We start from the raw sequence: 16,621 nt of genomic DNA on the forward strand, positions 1-16,621 counted from the left end.
CATTTCATTGCGGGGTCAGCGCCTCTTGGGTCACGGCGCTGTCCAGGTCGCGCCTTCGTTGTTGAGCCTCGTCCAGCGACACTTCGTGAAAGCGCAGGATTTCGTGGGGGCGTACCTGGCCGAGCTTCCAGAATTCGGCGCTGGGTACGGTGAAGGGATTGATGAATCCACCGGTGCTCGGCGCATCGTTGATCAGGATGATGGGGGTCTGACCGGCCAGGTTGATCGCCCCCAGCGGGTAGCCGTGGTCGAGGATGTTGGAGGGATCCTGGCCGTGCTCGGGACGCTTGTGGGTGGCCCGGTGGGCGAAGCTGAAGACCGGGCCGCTCAGGCGCATGCCGGTGCGGTTGCTCTGGGCCTGGACCTTCCAGTCGCTACTGACGAAGTCGGTGAGCGACTCATCGCTCAGCCAGTCGTCGTTTGGCCCACGCACGCAGGCCACGCTTCGGCTCTCATCACTGCCCAGCGGCGGGCGATGGGCCTCGTCGACGTGATACAGGCCGCGTTGATCGCCACCCGGCACGCCCAGGGGCAGCGTCTGCCCGGGCTGCAGCGCGCGTCCGCCGATCCCGGCCATGTGGAACACGGCGCGTGAACCGAGCACCGGCGTGGTGGCAATGCCCCCGGAAAAGGCGATGTAGCTGCGCATGCCGACGCGCGAACCGCGCAGGGCCAGGGTCTGGCCGGCGCGGGCGATGACCGTCGTCCACATCGGTATCGGCTGCCCATCGAGGGTTGGCGACATCTCGGCCCCGGTGATCGCGATCAACACGCTGCAGTGCAGTCGCAGGGTCGGCCCCATCACCTGGCACTCCAGGGCGGCGGTATCGCGTGGGTTGCCGACCAGCAGGTTGGCCAGGCGAAACGACCAGAAGTCCACCGGACCGGATGGTGGAATACCCTGTTCCCAGTGGCCGAGGCGTCCGGGCAACTCCTGGACCGTGGTTTCCAGGCCGGGTTTGACCACCTCGAACTGCGATGGCGGATTCATGCCGACCCACCGGCTGGCTGTCCAGCCTCGAGTCTGCGGCGCGCCTCGCGGTAGCGGCCCACCGAGAAGGTCTGGTGCTCGACGCAGTGGTGCTCGTAGCGCCCGGCCTCGACCTCGCTTTCGAGAAACTCGAACTCGGCCTGGTCGATGGGAATGAACCTTACCCGGTCTCCGGGGCGGAACAGCACGATGTCGTCATGGAAGGCGGGCAGGCGCTGTTCACGGTCGAAGGTCGGCACCGGGGTCCGGCCCAGCAGCTGATAGCCGCCGGGTGTGCGGTCCGGGTAGATGCAGGTCAGTGCGCCTCCCAGGCCGACCGCGCCCCGGGGTGTCCAGGTGCGCGGCGGGTTGTACTTGGGCGCGACGATGCGGGCGCGGTCGTCCAGCGGCATCAGTGAGCAAAGGCCGGGCCAGAAGCCGAGGGCGGCGACCCAGTAGTCGGTGCCGGCGTGCAGGCGGCGCAGCGCATCGCGCCCGGGCAGTCCATTGGCCTGGCAGACCAGCTGTGCATCGGGCTGCTTGTCAGGCTGGCGGCTGCGGTAGTCCTCGATGCAAGCCTCGGTCCAGGGGTCGAAGTACATGACCGGGATGTAGAACATGCGGCTGGGCAGTTCGGCGGCATCGGTGCGGCTGGCGCCGTCGTGCAGAGCGCCGACTTCACGAACCACGTCGGCATAGCTGATCACTTCCGGGTCGTAGGAAATCTGCATCGATGCCAGCTCCGGAATCAGCTCGATGATGCCGGGAATGGCCGCCTGGCGGATGGCGGCCACCAGGTTGTGCACCAGGATGTTGAGCTCGAAGCTCATCCCATCGCCCAGTTCGACCTCGATGTAGCGATCGCCCCCTACATAGAACCTGGGGTGTTGATGAATCATCGGTGTGCCTCGCATTGCCCCATTTAGGGACCGCTCGAAAGCGGTGATATATGATATATCAAAGAGCAAATTGCATGCCAAAAGGCCATGCGTCCGCCTGGCATTCGCCTTGCCGGGAAAGAGGCTCGTTCAATCAAGGTGTTGGATGGGATCTTGAGATGGGCGAACGCGACGATGTCTGGCGCCCGGAAGACGCACAGCTGTGCTGGATGATCCGTGAAGGAGCATGGCGCCCTAAAGTGGGGCCAGAAGTGCCCTAACCGGATGCACGGTCAGGTTCGCTTGTAAGCTCCCGCCGCCTGCAGTGCCCGCGCTGGCTGTGCGCGAACGCCCTTGAGCAGGCGGGGGAGGCGAGCGGGGCGGAGGGGCCATCCTCGCCGGCAACGCTGGGGATCGATACGATCCCCAGCGTTGCCGGTCGACGCAGGCAGACAGTACCTGGGGCTCAATGCCCCAGGTTCGTCTGTCCTCCTACGTCTGCGGTGGTTTCGCGGACGCGGTGGCCGGAGAAGCCGTACCAAGCGATGTAGAGATAGCACAGCACCGGCAGCAGGAAGGCGATCTGCAGGCTGAAGTTGTCCGCCAACGCCCCCTGCAGCACCGGCAGGATGGCGCCGCCGACGATCGCCATGATCAAAAGGCTCGATGCCTTGCCGGTCAGCGGACCCATGCGATTGATGCCCAACGTGAAGAGGGTGGGGAACATGATCGAGTTGAACAGTCCCACCGCAATGATGCTCCACATCGAGACCTGGCCGCTGGCGATGATCGAGATCAGTACCAGCGAGCCCGCGACCAGTGCGAACAGTCCGAGCAGCAGGTAGTCGCGCACCACCCGCATCAGCGCCGCGCCGACGAAGCGGCCGACCATCGCGCCGCCCCAGTAGAGGCTTAGGTAATGGGCGGCCTGGCTCTCGCTGATCCCACCGATCTCGGGGAGCGAGAGGTAGTTGATCATGAAGCTGCCGATCGAGACTTCGGCGCCGACATAGAGGAATAGGCCGATGATCGCGAACACTACATGACGGTGGCGCAGTACCGCGGCGAAGCTATGCTCGCCCTGGCCCGGTTCGCCAGCCTGCTCCTTGAAGCTCGGCAGCCGCCACAGGTAGATCATCACCGCGAGCAGTGCCAGCACCACCGCCAGGCCCACATAGGGAATCTGCACCGCCTGGGCTTCCTGCAGCCGATAGGCGCCCAGCGCCTCGGCGCTGAGCTGCGCCTGCTGCTCCGGGGCGAGCACGCTGTTGGAGAGGATCAAGAGCCCGCCGAAGGCCGGCGCGATGGTGGTGCCGAGGGAGTTGAACGCCTGGGCCAGATTGAGCCGGCTGGAGGCGGTTTGCTCGTCGCCGAGCAGGCTGATGTAGGGATTCGCCGCGACCTGCAGCATGGTGATGCCGCTGGCCAGCACGAACAGCGCGCTCAAGAACAGCCCATAGGACTCGAACGCAGCGGCGGGATAGAACATCAGCGCGCCAATGCCCGCGACCAGAAGGCCTGCACTGATGCTGTTCTTGTAGCCGATCAGGCCGAGTACCTTGCCCGCTGGCATCGACATGATGAAATAGGCGCCGAAGAAGGTGAACTGGATCAGCATCACCTGGGTGTAGTTGAGCGAGAACACCGCGCGCAGGTGGGGAATCAGGATGTCGTTGAGACAGGTGATGAATCCCCAGATGAAGAAGATCGAGGTGACGACGATGATCGCGCTGGTATAGCGCGAGGGGCCGCGTTGCTCTATAGCCATGGATGACAGCTCCCGAGTGGGGCCGCGCCGGTGAGGCGACGGGATCGATTCAGTAAGTTGTATTGTAGTTTAAGTTCTTTGTCGTCCGCCGCGGGTGCGTCCAAATGTCGTATATACACCGGCAGTATCCGGTCGACCGAGCGAGGCGCGATCGCGGGTGGGCGACAAAGCGCTGTTCGAGTGTCCTCGGTCACTGATCATGAGTCGGATCGATTCCGTGGAGCTCCGCTCGGCATGCGCAGCGGCCTCCGGTAGACTGGCAATAGCCGCTCGCGCTTATCGCGGCGCGCAGTTCTCGTCAGTTCACCACTCCCGCCAAGGCGCCCATGTTCACCGTCGTCCACGCCAATCACATCGAGGACCTGCGCGATCTAGCCCTGGCGATGATCGAGCGCGAGCCGCTGGCGCCGCTCGAGTCCGAAACCTTCCTGGTTCAGTCCAACGGCATGGGGCAGTGGCTGCAGATGTCGATTGCCAGTCGCCAGGGGGTGGCCGCTTCGATCGAGTTTCCGCTGCCGGCGAGCTTCGTCTGGCGCGCCTACCGGGTGGTGCTTGGCCAAGCCATCCCGCAGCATTCGCCGTTCGACCGGCCCGCGCTGGTGTGGCGATTGATGGCGCTGCTGCCCGAGTGCCTGGGCGATCCCGACTTCGCGCCCTTGGCCGACTACCTCGAACGCGAGCGAGACGAGAGCGGACTGCCGGCTGCGCGCCACTGTCACCAGCTGGCCGAGCGGTTGAGCGCACTGTTCGACCAGTATCTGGTCTATCGCCCCGACTGGATCGAGGCCTGGAGCGAGGGGCGCGACGCGGGCGATCTCGCGCTTCCCCCCGAGCAGCGCTGGCAGCCGAAGCTCTGGCGCGCACTGCTCGATTCGGCATCGCCCGAGCAGCGCGGGCTGCATCGCGCCGCGCTGCACCGTCGCTTCATCGAGCGGCTGGCGACGCTCGACGCGCTGCCGCCGGGGCTGCCGCCGAGGCTCTTCGTCTTCGGTATCTCGGCGCTGCCGCACTCGATCGTCGAGGCGCTGCACGCGCTGAGTGCGCATATCGATGTCACCCTGCTGGTGACCAACCCTTGCCGCTACTACTGGGGCGACGTGGTCAGCGAGCGCGAAGCGCTCAGGCGCGATGAACGTGCCCGGCGGCGGCACCCCGAGCGTCCGGGACTTGCCGAGCTCGACCCCGCGCGGATGCACCTGAGCGCCAATCCGCTGCTGGCCGGCTGGGGCGCCCAGGGGCGCGATTTCATTCAGGCGCTCTACGCCTTCGAGGAGAGCCACGGCTTCAGCGCCGAGGCCGATGTGTTCCGCGACCGCGCTGTGGGCGACGATGCAAGCCTGCTCGAGCAGCTCCAGCAAGAGGTGCTCGAGCTGGTCCATCCCTTCGAGCGCGCGGAGCAGGAGGGCGGCAAACGGATGATCGATGCCGAGGACGATTCCGTGCGCCTGGTCGCCGCCCACTCGCCGCTGCGCGAGATCGAAATCCTCTTCGACCAGCTGCTCGATGGCTTCGAGCGCAATCCGACCCTCGCGCCTCGCGACATCGTCGTGCTGGTGCCCGAGATCGATCGCTATGCGCCATTCATCGAGGCGGTGTTCGGCCGCCTCGGCGTCGACGATCCGCGGCGGATCCCGTTCTCCATCGCGGATCGCCGGGCCAGCCGGGCGAGTCCGCTGCTCGGCTGCGCGACCGCGCTGCTCGAACTGCCCCATCGTCGGCTCGCGGTCAACGAGCTGCTCGACTGGCTCGATATTCCTGCCTTCCGGCGCCGCTTCGGCATTCTCGATGGCCAGCTCGAGCTAATCGCTCGATGGCTCGAGCAGAGCGGGGTGCGCTGGGGGCTTTCCAGCGCCCATCGCCAGCACCTGGGGCTGCCGGCGCTCGATGCCAACAGCTGGCGCTTTGGTCTGTCGCGGATGCTGCTCGGCTACGCGATGGGCGATACGCCACCGGGGCAGGAGACCGGGCTCGCCGAGATCGACCCGTTCGATGAGGTGCAGGGGCTCGATGCTGCCCTGGTCGGGCGTCTCGCGACCCTGGTCGAGGCGCTCGAGGAGGCGGCCGGGACGCTGGCCGAGCCGACCGACCGCGAAGGCTGGGTGACGCGGATCGAAGCGCTGATGCTGCGCTTCTTCGAGCCGCGCGAAGAGTACGAACACGATACCCTCGGACGCCTCTCCAGCGCCTTGGATGGCTGGGGCGAGGCTTGCCGGCTCGCCGACTACCGCGACGAGATCCCGCTCGAGGTGGTGCGCGAGGCGCTGGTGGCCCGGCTCGACGAAGGCGGGCTGGCACCGCGCTTTCTCGCCGGACGGGTCAACTTCGCCACGCTGATGCCGATGCGTGCGATCCCGTTTCGCCACGTCTATCTGCTCGGCATGAACGACGGTGACTATCCGCGTCCCCAGCTGACCCAGGATTTCGACCTGATGGCCGCGAGACCGCGCGGCGGCGATCGCTCCCGGCGTGACGACGACCGCTACCTGATGCTCGAGGCGCTGCTCGCCACCCGCGAGCGGCTGACCCTCTCCTGGGTAGGTTTCGACCAGCGCAGCAACCAGCCGCGTCCGCCCTCGGTGCTGGTCAGTGAACTGCTCGATGTGATCACTCAGGGCTGGCGGGTGGATGACGAAGGCGATGACGACGCCCGCGCTCGTGCGGCGATCGAGCGACGGTTGATCCAGTACCATCCGTTGCAGCCGTTCTCGCCGCGCTATTTCTCCGCTCGCGCAGAGGCCCGCTCACAGCTTTTCAGCTACGACGACCACTGGTTGAAGCTTCATCAGCCGGTTGCCGAGCGGGCCGCGCCCCCCGCGCTTGCCGCCGCCCCCGAGCGGATCGGGCTCGATGCGCTGGCGCGACTGTGGCGCGACCCGCCGTCGGTGTGCCTGGGCGAGCGCCTCGGGGTGCGCTTCGGCGAGCCCGAGGCGCTGGCCGAGGATGCCGAGCCGTTCGCCCTAGACGGGCGCGATCGCTACCAGCTCAAGCGCGAGCTGCTCGGCGCGGCGCTCGAGGGCCGCTCGCTCGATCAGGCCGCGCTTCGGCTCGAGCGGGCCGGGCGGCTGCCGGCGCTCGGCTTCGGCGCTGCGCTGCTCGACGATATCCTGCCCGCGCTCGAACGCCAGCTCGAGCGCTGGAGCGAGGAGACCGCCGTACTGCGCCGGGTCGCAGCGCAAAGCCTCCTACTCGAGCACGGCGGGCTGCTGCTCGAATCGCGCCTCGATGGATTGCACCAAGGCCCGCTGGGACTGTGCTGCTGGCGGCTCGAGCCGACCGCCTTCGGTGAGCTCAAGCGTGACCCGCAGGGGCGGCTCAAACGGCTGGGCAAGCCGCACCGGCTGATCGAGCTCCATCTGTTCCAGCTCGCCGCCAGCGTCGCCTATGCCGAGCCGGTGAGTGCCCATGCGCTGTTCGAAGACCAGTGCCTGCACCTGCCCGCGCTGGCGCCCTCATCGAGCGAGGCGAGACTGCGCACGCTACTCGAGTGCTGGAGTGAAGCCTGGCGGGCGCCCTTCGCCGCGCCGCGCGAGCTTTCGCTCGACTACCTGATCGATCTGAACGAAGACCCCGACATCGCGCGTGACAATGCGCGCGCGCGCTACGAACAGGGTGATTGGCGCCGACCGGCGCTGCGTCGCGCGCGGCCGGCGATGGCCGAGCTGTGGCCGGATTTCGCCGCGCTCGAGCGCGCCGGGTTCGCCCGCTTCAGCGAGTTGCTCTACCGGCCGCTGCTCGAGATGCTAGAGTCAATCGATACCCGATAGCCAAATCATCGCGCGGGGCTCGCCGCGCGTCGTCCCTGGAGTAGGCCTTGCATTCCTCACCTCCTTACGCTCGAGGCGCTGACCTGCCGGCGCGCTTGATCATCGGCATCTCCGGTGCCTCTGGCTCGATCTATGGCGTGCGGCTGCTCCAGCTGCTGCGCGACACCTCGATCGAGACCCACCTGGTGATGACGCCTTCGGCCAAGCTGACCCTGTCGCTCGAGACCGACCACAAACCGGCCGAGGTCGAGGCACTGGCCGATGTGGTGCATTCGAGCAAGGACATCGGCGCATCGATCGCCAGCGGCTCGTTTCGTACCCTGGGGATGATCGTCGCACCCTGCTCGATCCGCTCGATGTCCGAGATCGCCGCCGGCACCACCGCTTCGCTTTTGACCCGCGCAGCCGACGTGGTGCTCAAGGAAAGTCGTCGGCTGGTGCTGATGGTGCGTGAAACGCCGCTGCACCGTAACCATCTGCGCCACATGACCGAGCTCGCCGAGCTGGGGGCTATCATCGCGCCGCCGGTGCCGGCGTTCTACGCCCGCCCCGGGAGCCTCGAGGAGATGGTCGATCACAGCCTTGGCCGTGTACTCGACCTGTTCGACATCGACGTCGGCGTGGTCAAGCGCTGGGGCGAACAGCAGCGTTGAGGAGGGGCGGATGGAACATCTCGACCTCCGGGTGGTGGAACGAGCGCTGCAATGGGCGCGCGAAGGCGCGTCGGTGTGGTTCGCCACCGTGCTCGCCACCTTCGGCTCGGCGCCTAGATCGCCCGGTGCGCTGCTGGTCGCCCGCGATGGTGGCGACTACCTCGGCTCGCTATCCGGCGGCTGCGTCGAGGAGCGTTTCATCGAGCAGCTCGCCGAGGGCGAGTTCGAGCGCCCGGCGACGCTGATCCGCTACGGCGAGCACGCCGATGAGCGCGAGCGGCTGCGGCTGCCTTGCGGCGGTGTGCTCGAGGTGCTGGTCGAGCGTCGCGCGGCGGATGATGAATGGATCACCCACCTCGAAGTGCTTCACGCCGCCCTGCTCGGGCGCCAGCCAATGCTGCGCCGGGTCGAACTCGACAGCGGCCGCTACCGGCTGCGTCTCGACCATGAGTTGGGCGAGGCCGCCTGGGTCGAACAGCGTGACACCGCACAGGCCGCCGCCATGGTGCGCATCGGTCCTGCGCTGCGCTTGGTGCTGGCCGGACTCTCTCCGGTCGCCGAGTACTGCGTCGAGTTCGCCCGCGCGCTCGGCTTCGAGGTGATCGTTTGCGAACCGCGGGAGCGGGAGCGGCTGGCTTTCGCTCCCCGTGCCAAAGCCGAAGGGATCGAACTGCAGGCGGTGTGGCCTGCGCTGTTCGTCGCCTCGGGGGCCTGCCATGCCGCCACCGCGGTGGTGGCGACCACCCATGACCCGCGTCTCGACGACCCGGCCATGGTCGAGGCGGTGCGCACCGACGCATTCTACGTCGGGGTGATGGGGTCGAAGGCCTCTTCGCGCAGCCGCGCCGAGCGCCTCGCCCGGTCAGGCGGTCTGACACAGGCGCAGATCGAGCGAATTCACATGCCGATCGGGCTGGATCTCGGCAGCAGGCGCCCAGCGGAGATCGCGCTGTCCATCGTCGCCGACGTGCTGCGCGTCTATCGCGGCGTCGGCCAGTGAGCCGGCTCGCGATGCTGGTGCTCGCCGCGGGAAGGGCGCGGCGCTTCGGCGCCGACAAACGCGTGGCGCGGTTGGACGATGGGCGCGGCCTGCTCGAGGCGAGCCTTGCCGCGCTCGAAGGCGTCGATGCCGAGCGCTTCGTCGCCCTGCGCGCGGGCGAGACGCTCGCCGGCCTCGCGCCGGGCTCGCATGGGTGGCGCACGCTGGCACTGGCCGAGAGCGAGCAGGGCATGGGGGCGACGCTTGCCGCCGCGGTGACCCGCATCTCCATCGCAAGCCGCGCGAGCGCACTGCTGGTGCAGCTCGGCGATATGCCCTGGGTCGCTGCGCGCACGCTCGAGGCGCTGATCGATCACATCGATGAGCGGCGGATCGTGCGCCCGCTGCATCATGGGCGCGGCGGTCATCCGGTGCTGTTCGGGCGGCGCTTCTGGCCTGCGTTGTGCAGCCTCGAAGGCGATCGCGGCGCGCGCCCGGTGCTCGAGCGCGCGGGCGAGGCGCTGATCGAGCTCGAGTGCCTTGATCCCGGCGTGCTCGCCGACGTCGATCGCTGCGAGGCGCTGCACTGGCCGCGCGGCTAGCTTGGGGGCCGGCTCAGTCGATGGTCAGCGTCTCGATCGGCGGGTCCAGGTCGGGGCGGCCGAGGGAGAACTCGGCTCGCCGCTCGGTAAGGTTCATCACGATGGTGAACAGCGTCGCCGAACGCCGTGCCGGCTCGGCCGCGGGATCGACCTCGCGACTGATCGCATTGGGGGCGCCGTCCCGGTCGCACAGGCGGGCGCGCAGCGAGGCGAAGGAGGGCGCTTCACCCAGGCCCAACTGCTCCAGCCGAGCGAGCCGGGCGAAGGAGTCGGGGGAGGGCGCATCTTCCAGGCCCGGCGGCAGGAATCTCGAGATCAGATGGTTGGTATGGCACAGCCGCCCGCCGCGCGGCAGCATCGAGGCGCCGCCCAGCGGCGAGACCTCCATCGCCACCGCATGGCAGTCGCCATCGGCGATCAGCAGGTGGGCCGGGGAGGCCGCGCCGTCGCTTTCGATTCTCGCCTGCGCCGAAGGCGCATCACCGCACTCGAGCACCCGGCGCAGCAGCACGTGGATCGGCACCTTCGGCCGGCACAGCGCGCTGCGCAGGGCGTTGAGGCAGACCCCCACGCCCGCGGCATTGAAGCCGATCTTGCCGATGATCCCCGCTTCGGTGATCAGGGTCAGGGCGGGTTTGCCGAGCGAGGGAGCGGGCCGCAGGGTGAGGCGTATCAATGCCGCCTGCTGTTCCGGCTTCCAGTCCCAGTTCTGCGCCAGCCACTGGGTTTGACCATGGCGCTCGGAGAATGCCGAGCAGCCGTCGCTCTGGGCTGGCCGGCCGGTGATCTCGGCACGGGTCAGGGCGATTTCGCTGCGCGCGTTGAGCACCAGCACGTCGAGCGGGTCGACCTTGGCGCCGAGGGCGATCCCGGCCATCTCCTCGAGCAGCTCGGGACAGCAGGCCTCTATCGGCGCCTTGAAGCCCTCGGCGATGGTGCGCGCTTCGCTCCAGGTGATGCCGTCGACCTGGTCGAACAGCTGGGCATAGTTGGACAGGCTCAGGCGGATCTCTTGCGCCGCTTCGCGCCCGTGGGCAAGGCCCAGTTGGTAATGGCTGCCGCTGGCCTCGATGTGCTTGATCATTACGCCTGCCTTGATCGCTCGTGGGGGGTCTCGTCGACCTCGTTGTCGTTGATGCCTTCGAGTGGCTCGATCGTGTCTAACCTCGCCCTCACCATAAGCGCTCGCCGCTGGGCCGTCGAGGGTCCGCGTCGGGTGGCAAACGTGCTCTAATGGCGCTCATGGACCAACCGCTGGATATCCCCCGTCTTCCGCTCAGCGGCCGCCGCCTGATCGAGGCCAGCGCCGGTACCGGCAAGACCTACACCATCGCCGCGCTCTACGTTCGCCTGGTGCTCGGCCACGGCTCGGAGCACGGCTTCGCACGCCCGCTCGCGCCGAGCGAGATCCTGGTCGTCACCTTCACTCGCGCCGCCACCGAGGAGCTGCGCGAGCGCATTCGCGCGCGCCTGCGCGAGGCACGCGATGCGCTGCTCGGGCGCCTTCCACCGGATGCGACACTGGCGGCGCTGCTTGCCGAGTACCAGGGCGACGTGGCCCTCGCCCAGGCGCGGCGTCTCGACCAGGCGGTACGGATGATGGATGACGCGGCGATCTTCACCATCCACGGCTTTTGCCAGCGGATGCTCAAGCGTCATGCCTTCGACAGCGGCACCCGCTTCGCGGTCGAACTCACCGCCGAGGGATCCGCGCTGTTCGAACAGGGGCTCGAGGACTACTGGCGGCGGCACTTCTATCCGCTCGACAGCGACGCCCAGGCGTTGATCCAGAGCTACTGGGAAGGGCCCGCCGCGCTTAGCGAGGCGCTGGCGATACCGCTCGGCGCCGATGTCGAGCGTCGGCTGCTGTGGCGCGGGAAGGAGGGCGAGGCGCTGGTCGAGGCGCCTGGCTCGGTGTTGGATGCGCTGGCTCCGTGCCGTGCCGGGCTGGCCCGTGCCGCCGACGCGGCGGCACGGGTGCGCGCGGCTTTCGATTCGCAGGCCCTCGAAGCACTGTTCGAGCAAGCGCTGGCGGAGAAGGTCTTTGCCGCCAACCGGGTCTCCAAGGCAAGCCTCGCACCTCGGCTCGATGCGCTGCGCCAGTGGTGTGCCGGCCATGCGCCGCTGCTGCCCCAGGCGCTGCTCGACGACAAGGGGCGCGCCTGGCTCGGCGCGGCGCGGCTCGAGGCGGCGGCGAAGAAAGGATGCCAGCCGCCGGAGCATGCGCTGTTCGACGCGCTCGATGCGCTCGCCGAGTGCCAGGCCGGGCTGGTCGACGCCCGCCCGGCGCTGATCGCCCATGCGCTGGAAGTGATCGAGCGCGAGCTCGCCGCGCGAAAGCGCAGCGAGGCGCTGCTCGATTTCGACGATCTGCTGGTCGAGCTCGACCAGGCCCTGGCCGGCCCGCTCGGCGAACGACTCGCGCGCAGCATCCGCGCCGAGCTGCCGGTAGCGCTGATCGACGAGTTCCAGGACACCGACGCTCGCCAGTACCGGATCTTCGAGCGGATCTATCCAGGGGGACCCGGCGCTGGCGCGCCCGGTGTCCAGGGCAGTGAGGCCATGCCCCATGCGCTGCTGTTGATCGGTGATCCCAAGCAGGCGATATATGCCTTTCGCAATGCCGATGTAGGCACCTATCTTGCCGCTCGCCAGCGGGTCGAGGCGCGCTATACGCTGAAGCGCAACTTCCGCTCGAGCGTGGCGATGGTCGAGGCGGTCAATCGCCTGTTTTCGCTCTCATCGATGCCCTTTCGCGATCCCGGCATCGTGTTCACCCCGAGCGAGGCGCAAGGGCGTGCCGAGCGATTGGCCTGCGACGGCGAGACCATCGCGGCGTTGACCTGCTGGCTGCCGGCGTCGGACGCGAGCGTGGACCGCGCTAGCTACCTGCGTACGATGAGCGAGGCGGTGCGGGCGGACATCCAGCGGCTGCTCGAAGGGGCCGGCGCTGGCCGGGCCGGCTTCGTCGGCGAGCAGGGCAGCCTGGTTCCGCTGCGCGCCGCCGATATCGCCATCCTGGTGCGCACCGGCACCGAGGCGCTGGCGGTGCGCGAGGCGCTCGCCCGCGGTGGGATCAAGAGCGTCTACCTGAGCCAGAAGGCCTCGGTGTTCGAGACCCAGGAAGCGTTCTGGCTGCTCCAGCTGCTCGAGGCGGTGGCGCAGCCCAAGCGTGATCGCGCGCTGCGCGCGGCGATCGCCACCCGATTGCTCTCCGACCAGCTCGATGAGGTCGCTCGGCTGATCGATGACGAACGCCATTGGGAGTCGATGGTCGAGCGTTTCGAAGACTATCACCGCGACTGGCGTCGGGTCGGCGTACTGGCGATGATCCGCCGGGTGATGCATGACTTCGATGTCGGCGCGCGGCTGCTCGCCCGGGACGACGGCGAGCGCATCCTCACCGACCTGCTCCATCTCGCCGAGCTGGCCCAGAGCGCGAGCCAGGCGCTCGATGGTGAACAGGCGCTGCTGCGCTGGCTGCACCGCGCGCTGAGCGGGAGGTTCGAGCGTGGGCTCGACCCCGAGGCGCTGATCCAGCGGCTGGAAAGCGACGAGGAGCTGGTGCGGGTGGTGACCATCCACAAGTCCAAGGGGCTCGAGTATCCGCTGGTCTACCTGCCGTTTCCCTGCGATTACCGGCGGCTCGACCGGCCGCAAGGCCCGCTGGTGGTCGATCACCCCGAGTATGGCCGGGTGGTGGCGCTGGCGCCCGACGATGGACTGGTCGCGCTCGCCGACGAGGCTCGTCTGGCCGAGGATCTGCGCCTGCTCTATGTGGCGCTGACCCGGGCCCGCTACGCTTGCCGTATCGGCATCGCGCCGCTTTACAAAGGCCGTCGCCTGCGCGGTGACGACGATGACGCCACCACGCTCGAGCATAGCGCGCTGGGCACATTGCTCAATGATGGTGCCGCGCTCGGCGGCCGCGTGCTGCGTGAGCGGCTCGAAGCGCTGGCCGATGGCCGAGTGATCGCGCTCGCGCCGCCTCCCGAGCCGCCGCCGCGGCCCCTGGTGGCAACGTCCGAGCCTCTTGTACCGCGCCAGGCGCGGCGCTTCGGCGGCGAGATCGCCCGCGGCTGGTGGATCTCCTCCTATACCGCGCTGGTCGAGGATGCCCGGCGCGGCGACGGCGATGAGGAGACGCCCGGCATCGCGCTGTTGCCCGCGGGGCTCGATCTCGAGGTATCTGATGAGCGCACGCCGGTGCCCGCGCCGCCGCTGGGCCGGATCAACGACTTTCCCAGGGGCCCGCGTGCCGGCACCTTCCTGCACACGCTGCTCGAGGCGCTCGACTTCGACCGGCTGGCCGAGCCGGACTACCGTATCGAGCTCGATGCGCTGGTCGAACACCGGCTCCGGCGCAGTGCCTTCGATCCCGGCTGGCGACAGCCGCTGCAAGAGTGGCTCGGGCGACTGCTCGGCGCGTCGCTCGACCCCGAGCTTCCCGGGCTGCGTCTCGATGCGCTGGGGGCGTGGAAGGCCGAGCTCGAATTCTGGCTGCCGGTGGCACCGACCCAGGCCGGGCATATCGATCGGCTGATCCGCCGTTTCGAGCCGCTAGGCGCAGAGGCGGACTATCCGACCCTTGCACCCAGGCGGCTCGAAGGCATGCTGCGCGGCTTCATCGACCTGGTGTTCTGCTTCGAGGGGCGCTGGTACCTGCTCGACTGGAAGTCCAACCATCTGGGCGATAGCGGTGAGGCCTACCGGGAGCAGGGGCTGCTCCAGGCGATCGTCAGCCACCGCTACGACGTCCAGTACGTGCTCTACACCCTGGCGCTACATCGTCACCTGAGGGTACGGATCGAGGACTACGACTACGAGCGTCACTTCGGCGGCGTGCTCTATCTGTTCCTGCGCGGGGTGGACGCGGAGCGCACCGACCAAGGGGTATTCCGGCGCCGTCCTTCGCCGGTGTTGATCGAGGCGCTCGACCGGCTGCTGGCGGGGGATGCAAGCGTCGGGGTGGCTGTCGAGGAGATCGCAAATGGCGGCTAGAACGCAGGATGACAGCCATCAAATGGCACTGTTCGAGGAGCCACGGCCGACCGCGCCGGAGCTCGATACGCTGTTCGAGCGTTGGACCGAGCTTGGCTGGCTGCGCCCGCTGGATGCCCACTTCGCGCACTTTCTCGGCACCGATGATCCCGCTGTGCGCTTGGCGGCGGCACTGGTCAGTCACCAGCTCGGGCGCGGCCATATCTGCCTCGATCTGGGTCGCGCGCTGCTCGATCCCGACGCAGTGCTGTCGCTGCCACCCCAGGATGGCCGGCGCGGCGGTGGCGAGCCGAGCGGGCCCAGGCCGCTGCTCGATGCGCTGGGGCTCGATCGCGGTGCGACCTGGGCTGCGCGACTCGTCGCCTCGCCGCTGGTGGCGCCGGCCGCTGACCTGCTCGCCGGGCGCCGGGCGCCGGCGCCGCTGGTGCTCGATGGTGAGCGGCTCTATCTCTACCGACTGTGGTCCTGCGAGGGCGCGGTGGCGCGCGCCCTCGGTGCCCGGCTCGGCGCGCCGGAGCCGCTTGGCACCGGCGTCATTGACGCGATCGCGCGGCTTTTTCCGCGCGACCCGGCGCTCGAGCCGGACGAACCTGACTGGCAGAAGATTGCCTGCGCCCTGGCGCTTTGCCAGCGGCTTACGATCATCTCCGGCGGTCCGGGCACCGGTAAGACCACCACGGTGGTCAAGCTGCTCGCCTTGCTGCAGCAGCAGGCGATCGAGGGGCAGGGCAGGGCGCTGCGGGTGCGCCTCGCCGCACCCACCGGCAAGGCGGCGGCACGGCTTTCTGCTTCGATCGCGGGCGCGGTGGAGCGCCTGGTCGACGATCCCGCGCTACGCGGGACGATCCCGCAGGAGGCGACCACGCTGCATCGGCTGCTCGGCGCGCGACCGGACACCCGTCATTTCCGCCACTATGCGGCCAACCTGTTGCCGCTCGACCTGCTGGTGGTTGACGAGGCCTCGATGATCGATCTCGAACTGATGCAGGCGCTGCTCGAGGCGCTGCCACCGGAGGCCCGGCTGGTGCTGCTCGGCGATCGCGACCAGCTCGCCTCGGTCGAGGCCGGTGCCGTGCTCGGTGAGCTCTGTGCCGATGCCGACGGTTTCGCCTTGCCGCTGCGCGAGCGCTTGGCCACGCTCACCGCGCAGACGCTGCCCGATACCGACGCGGCCTCACCGCTGGCCGATCACGTCGTCACCCTGAAGCGCAGCTATCGCTTCGATGGTGGCAGTGGCATCGGTGCGCTGGCGCAGGCGGTCAACGCAGGCGATATCGAGGCATTGCGACGCTGCTGGAGCGCAGGCTATGCCGATCTCTCGCGACTCGAGCTCTCCGGCGAGCACGACACCCGGCTGGTCGAGCGGGCCGTGGAGGGCTACCGCGGCTATTTGCAGGGGCTGGAGAGCGAAGACGATCCGCTGCTCGCGCTCGAGCGTTTCGGGCGCTTCCAACTGCTCTGCGCGCTGCGTCGCGGCCCTTGGGGCGTAGAGGGGCTCAATTCGCTGGTTCTCGCGGAGCTCGCCCGTGCGGGACTGATCTGCGCCACCCGCGGCTGGTTCGCCGGTCGCCCAGTGATGGTGACCCGCAACGATCCGCGCCTCGGTCTCTACAACGGCGATGTCGGCCTGACCCTGCCCGACCCAGAGTCTCCGGGGCGGCTCAAGGTGTTCTTCCAGCAGCGCGACGGCCTGCGCGCGATCACCCCAGGACGGCTCAACGACATCGAGACCGTGTTCGCGATGACCGTGCACAAGTCGCAGGGTTCGGAGTTCGAGCGCGTGCTGCTGGTGCTGCCCGACCAGCCGAATCCGATCCTCACCCGTGAGCTCTTGTACACCGGCATTACCCGGGCGCGGCGCCACTGCGAACTGGCCACCGCCGCGCCCGGGTTGATCGAGGCGGCCGCGGGGCGCGGGATCTGGCGCGAATCCAACCTGCGGGCGCGGCTCGAGCGTGGCTGAGCATCGGCGGCGGCTGGCAATGCTCGCTCGCCGCGCCATCCGG

10 protein-coding genes are annotated in these 16,621 nt (G+C 68.5%); 6 read left to right on the top strand and 4 right to left on the bottom strand.

Going from position 1 to position 16,621, the window contains the following annotated elements:
• Window positions 1–4: 4 nt before the first annotated feature.
• From A5892_RS09560 to fucP, 3 genes are all read right to left on the bottom strand, one after another.
• Window positions 5–991 (bottom strand): biotin-dependent carboxyltransferase family protein, encoded by a 987-nt coding sequence (locus tag A5892_RS09560; protein WP_064122606.1) that lies wholly within the window; start codon window positions 989–991, stop codon window positions 5–7.
• A complete protein-coding gene (locus A5892_RS09565; RefSeq protein WP_064122607.1) occupies window positions 988–1,869 on the bottom strand; it encodes a 5-oxoprolinase subunit B family protein in 882 nt (293 codons plus the stop codon). Before A5892_RS09565 ends, A5892_RS09560 begins: the two co-directional genes overlap by 4 nt.
• A 445-nt stretch (window positions 1,870–2,314) precedes the next feature.
• Entirely contained in the window at window positions 2,315–3,616 is a 1,302-nt protein-coding gene (gene fucP / locus A5892_RS09570; protein WP_064122608.1) for an L-fucose:H+ symporter permease, read from the bottom strand.
• Between the two features lie 326 nt (window positions 3,617–3,942).
• Between fucP and recC the strand changes: the two genes are divergently transcribed.
• Genes recC through A5892_RS09590 form a run of 4 tightly spaced genes read left to right on the top strand, consistent with a single transcriptional unit; the run spans window position 3,943 to window position 9,614 of the window.
• Window positions 3,943–7,380: an exodeoxyribonuclease V subunit gamma gene (gene recC, locus A5892_RS09575; RefSeq protein WP_064122609.1), complete on the top strand. Its 3,438-nt coding sequence runs from the start codon at window positions 3,943–3,945 to the stop codon at window positions 7,378–7,380.
• 47 nt (window positions 7,381–7,427) lie between these two features.
• Window positions 7,428–8,033, top strand: a complete 606-nt coding sequence (locus tag A5892_RS09580; protein WP_064122610.1) for a UbiX family flavin prenyltransferase — start codon at window positions 7,428–7,430, stop codon at window positions 8,031–8,033.
• 10 nt (window positions 8,034–8,043) lie between these two features.
• Complete coding sequence (locus A5892_RS09585; protein ID WP_064122611.1) at window positions 8,044–9,033, top strand: XdhC family protein; 990 nt, start codon at window positions 8,044–8,046, stop codon at window positions 9,031–9,033.
• On the top strand, window positions 9,030–9,614 hold the full coding sequence (locus A5892_RS09590; protein ID WP_223302851.1) for a nucleotidyltransferase family protein: 585 nt from the start codon (window positions 9,030–9,032) through the stop codon (window positions 9,612–9,614). The genes A5892_RS09585 and A5892_RS09590 overlap by 4 nt, the downstream gene beginning before the upstream one ends.
• Before the next feature lie 13 nt (window positions 9,615–9,627).
• Here the strand turns inward: A5892_RS09590 and A5892_RS09595 are convergent, their stop codons facing one another.
• A complete protein-coding gene (locus A5892_RS09595) occupies window positions 9,628–10,698 on the bottom strand; it encodes a C45 family autoproteolytic acyltransferase/hydolase (RefSeq protein ID WP_064122613.1) in 1,071 nt (356 codons plus the stop codon).
• Between the two features lie 149 nt (window positions 10,699–10,847).
• On the opposite strand from A5892_RS09595, the gene recB reads away from it, so the two are divergent.
• Window positions 10,848–14,615 (top strand): exodeoxyribonuclease V subunit beta, encoded by a 3,768-nt coding sequence (gene recB, locus A5892_RS09600; RefSeq protein ID WP_064122614.1) that lies wholly within the window; start codon window positions 10,848–10,850, stop codon window positions 14,613–14,615.
• Complete coding sequence (gene recD / locus A5892_RS09605; protein WP_064122615.1) at window positions 14,605–16,578, top strand: exodeoxyribonuclease V subunit alpha; 1,974 nt, start codon at window positions 14,605–14,607, stop codon at window positions 16,576–16,578. Before recB ends, recD begins: the two co-directional genes overlap by 11 nt.
• Window positions 16,579–16,621 lie beyond the last annotated feature (43 nt).

Origin of the sequence: Halotalea alkalilenta, from assembly GCF_001648175.1 — a bacterium.
In the GTDB taxonomy this organism is placed as follows: Bacteria; Pseudomonadota; Gammaproteobacteria; order Pseudomonadales; family Halomonadaceae; genus Halotalea; species Halotalea alkalilenta_A.

Bases quoted from the DNA above. Each gene is read 5' to 3' on its own strand.
- recB (WP_064122614.1), top strand. From the start codon at position 10,848: ATGGCGCTCATGGACCAACCGCTGGATATCCCCCGTCTTCCGCTCAGC.
- recC (WP_064122609.1), top strand. From the start codon at position 3,943: ATGTTCACCGTCGTCCACGCCAATCACATCGAGGACCTGCGCGATCTA.
- fucP (WP_064122608.1), bottom strand. From the start codon at position 3,616: ATGGCTATAGAGCAACGCGGCCCCTCGCGCTATACCAGCGCGATCATC.
- A5892_RS09560 (WP_064122606.1), bottom strand. From the start codon at position 991: ATGAATCCGCCATCGCAGTTCGAGGTGGTCAAACCCGGCCTGGAAACC.
- A5892_RS09595 (WP_064122613.1), bottom strand. From the start codon at position 10,698: ATGATCAAGCACATCGAGGCCAGCGGCAGCCATTACCAACTGGGCCTT.
- recD (WP_064122615.1), top strand. From the start codon at position 14,605: ATGGCGGCTAGAACGCAGGATGACAGCCATCAAATGGCACTGTTCGAG.
- A5892_RS09565 (WP_064122607.1), bottom strand. From the start codon at position 1,869: ATGATTCATCAACACCCCAGGTTCTATGTAGGGGGCGATCGCTACATC.
- A5892_RS09585 (WP_064122611.1), top strand. From the start codon at position 8,044: ATGGAACATCTCGACCTCCGGGTGGTGGAACGAGCGCTGCAATGGGCG.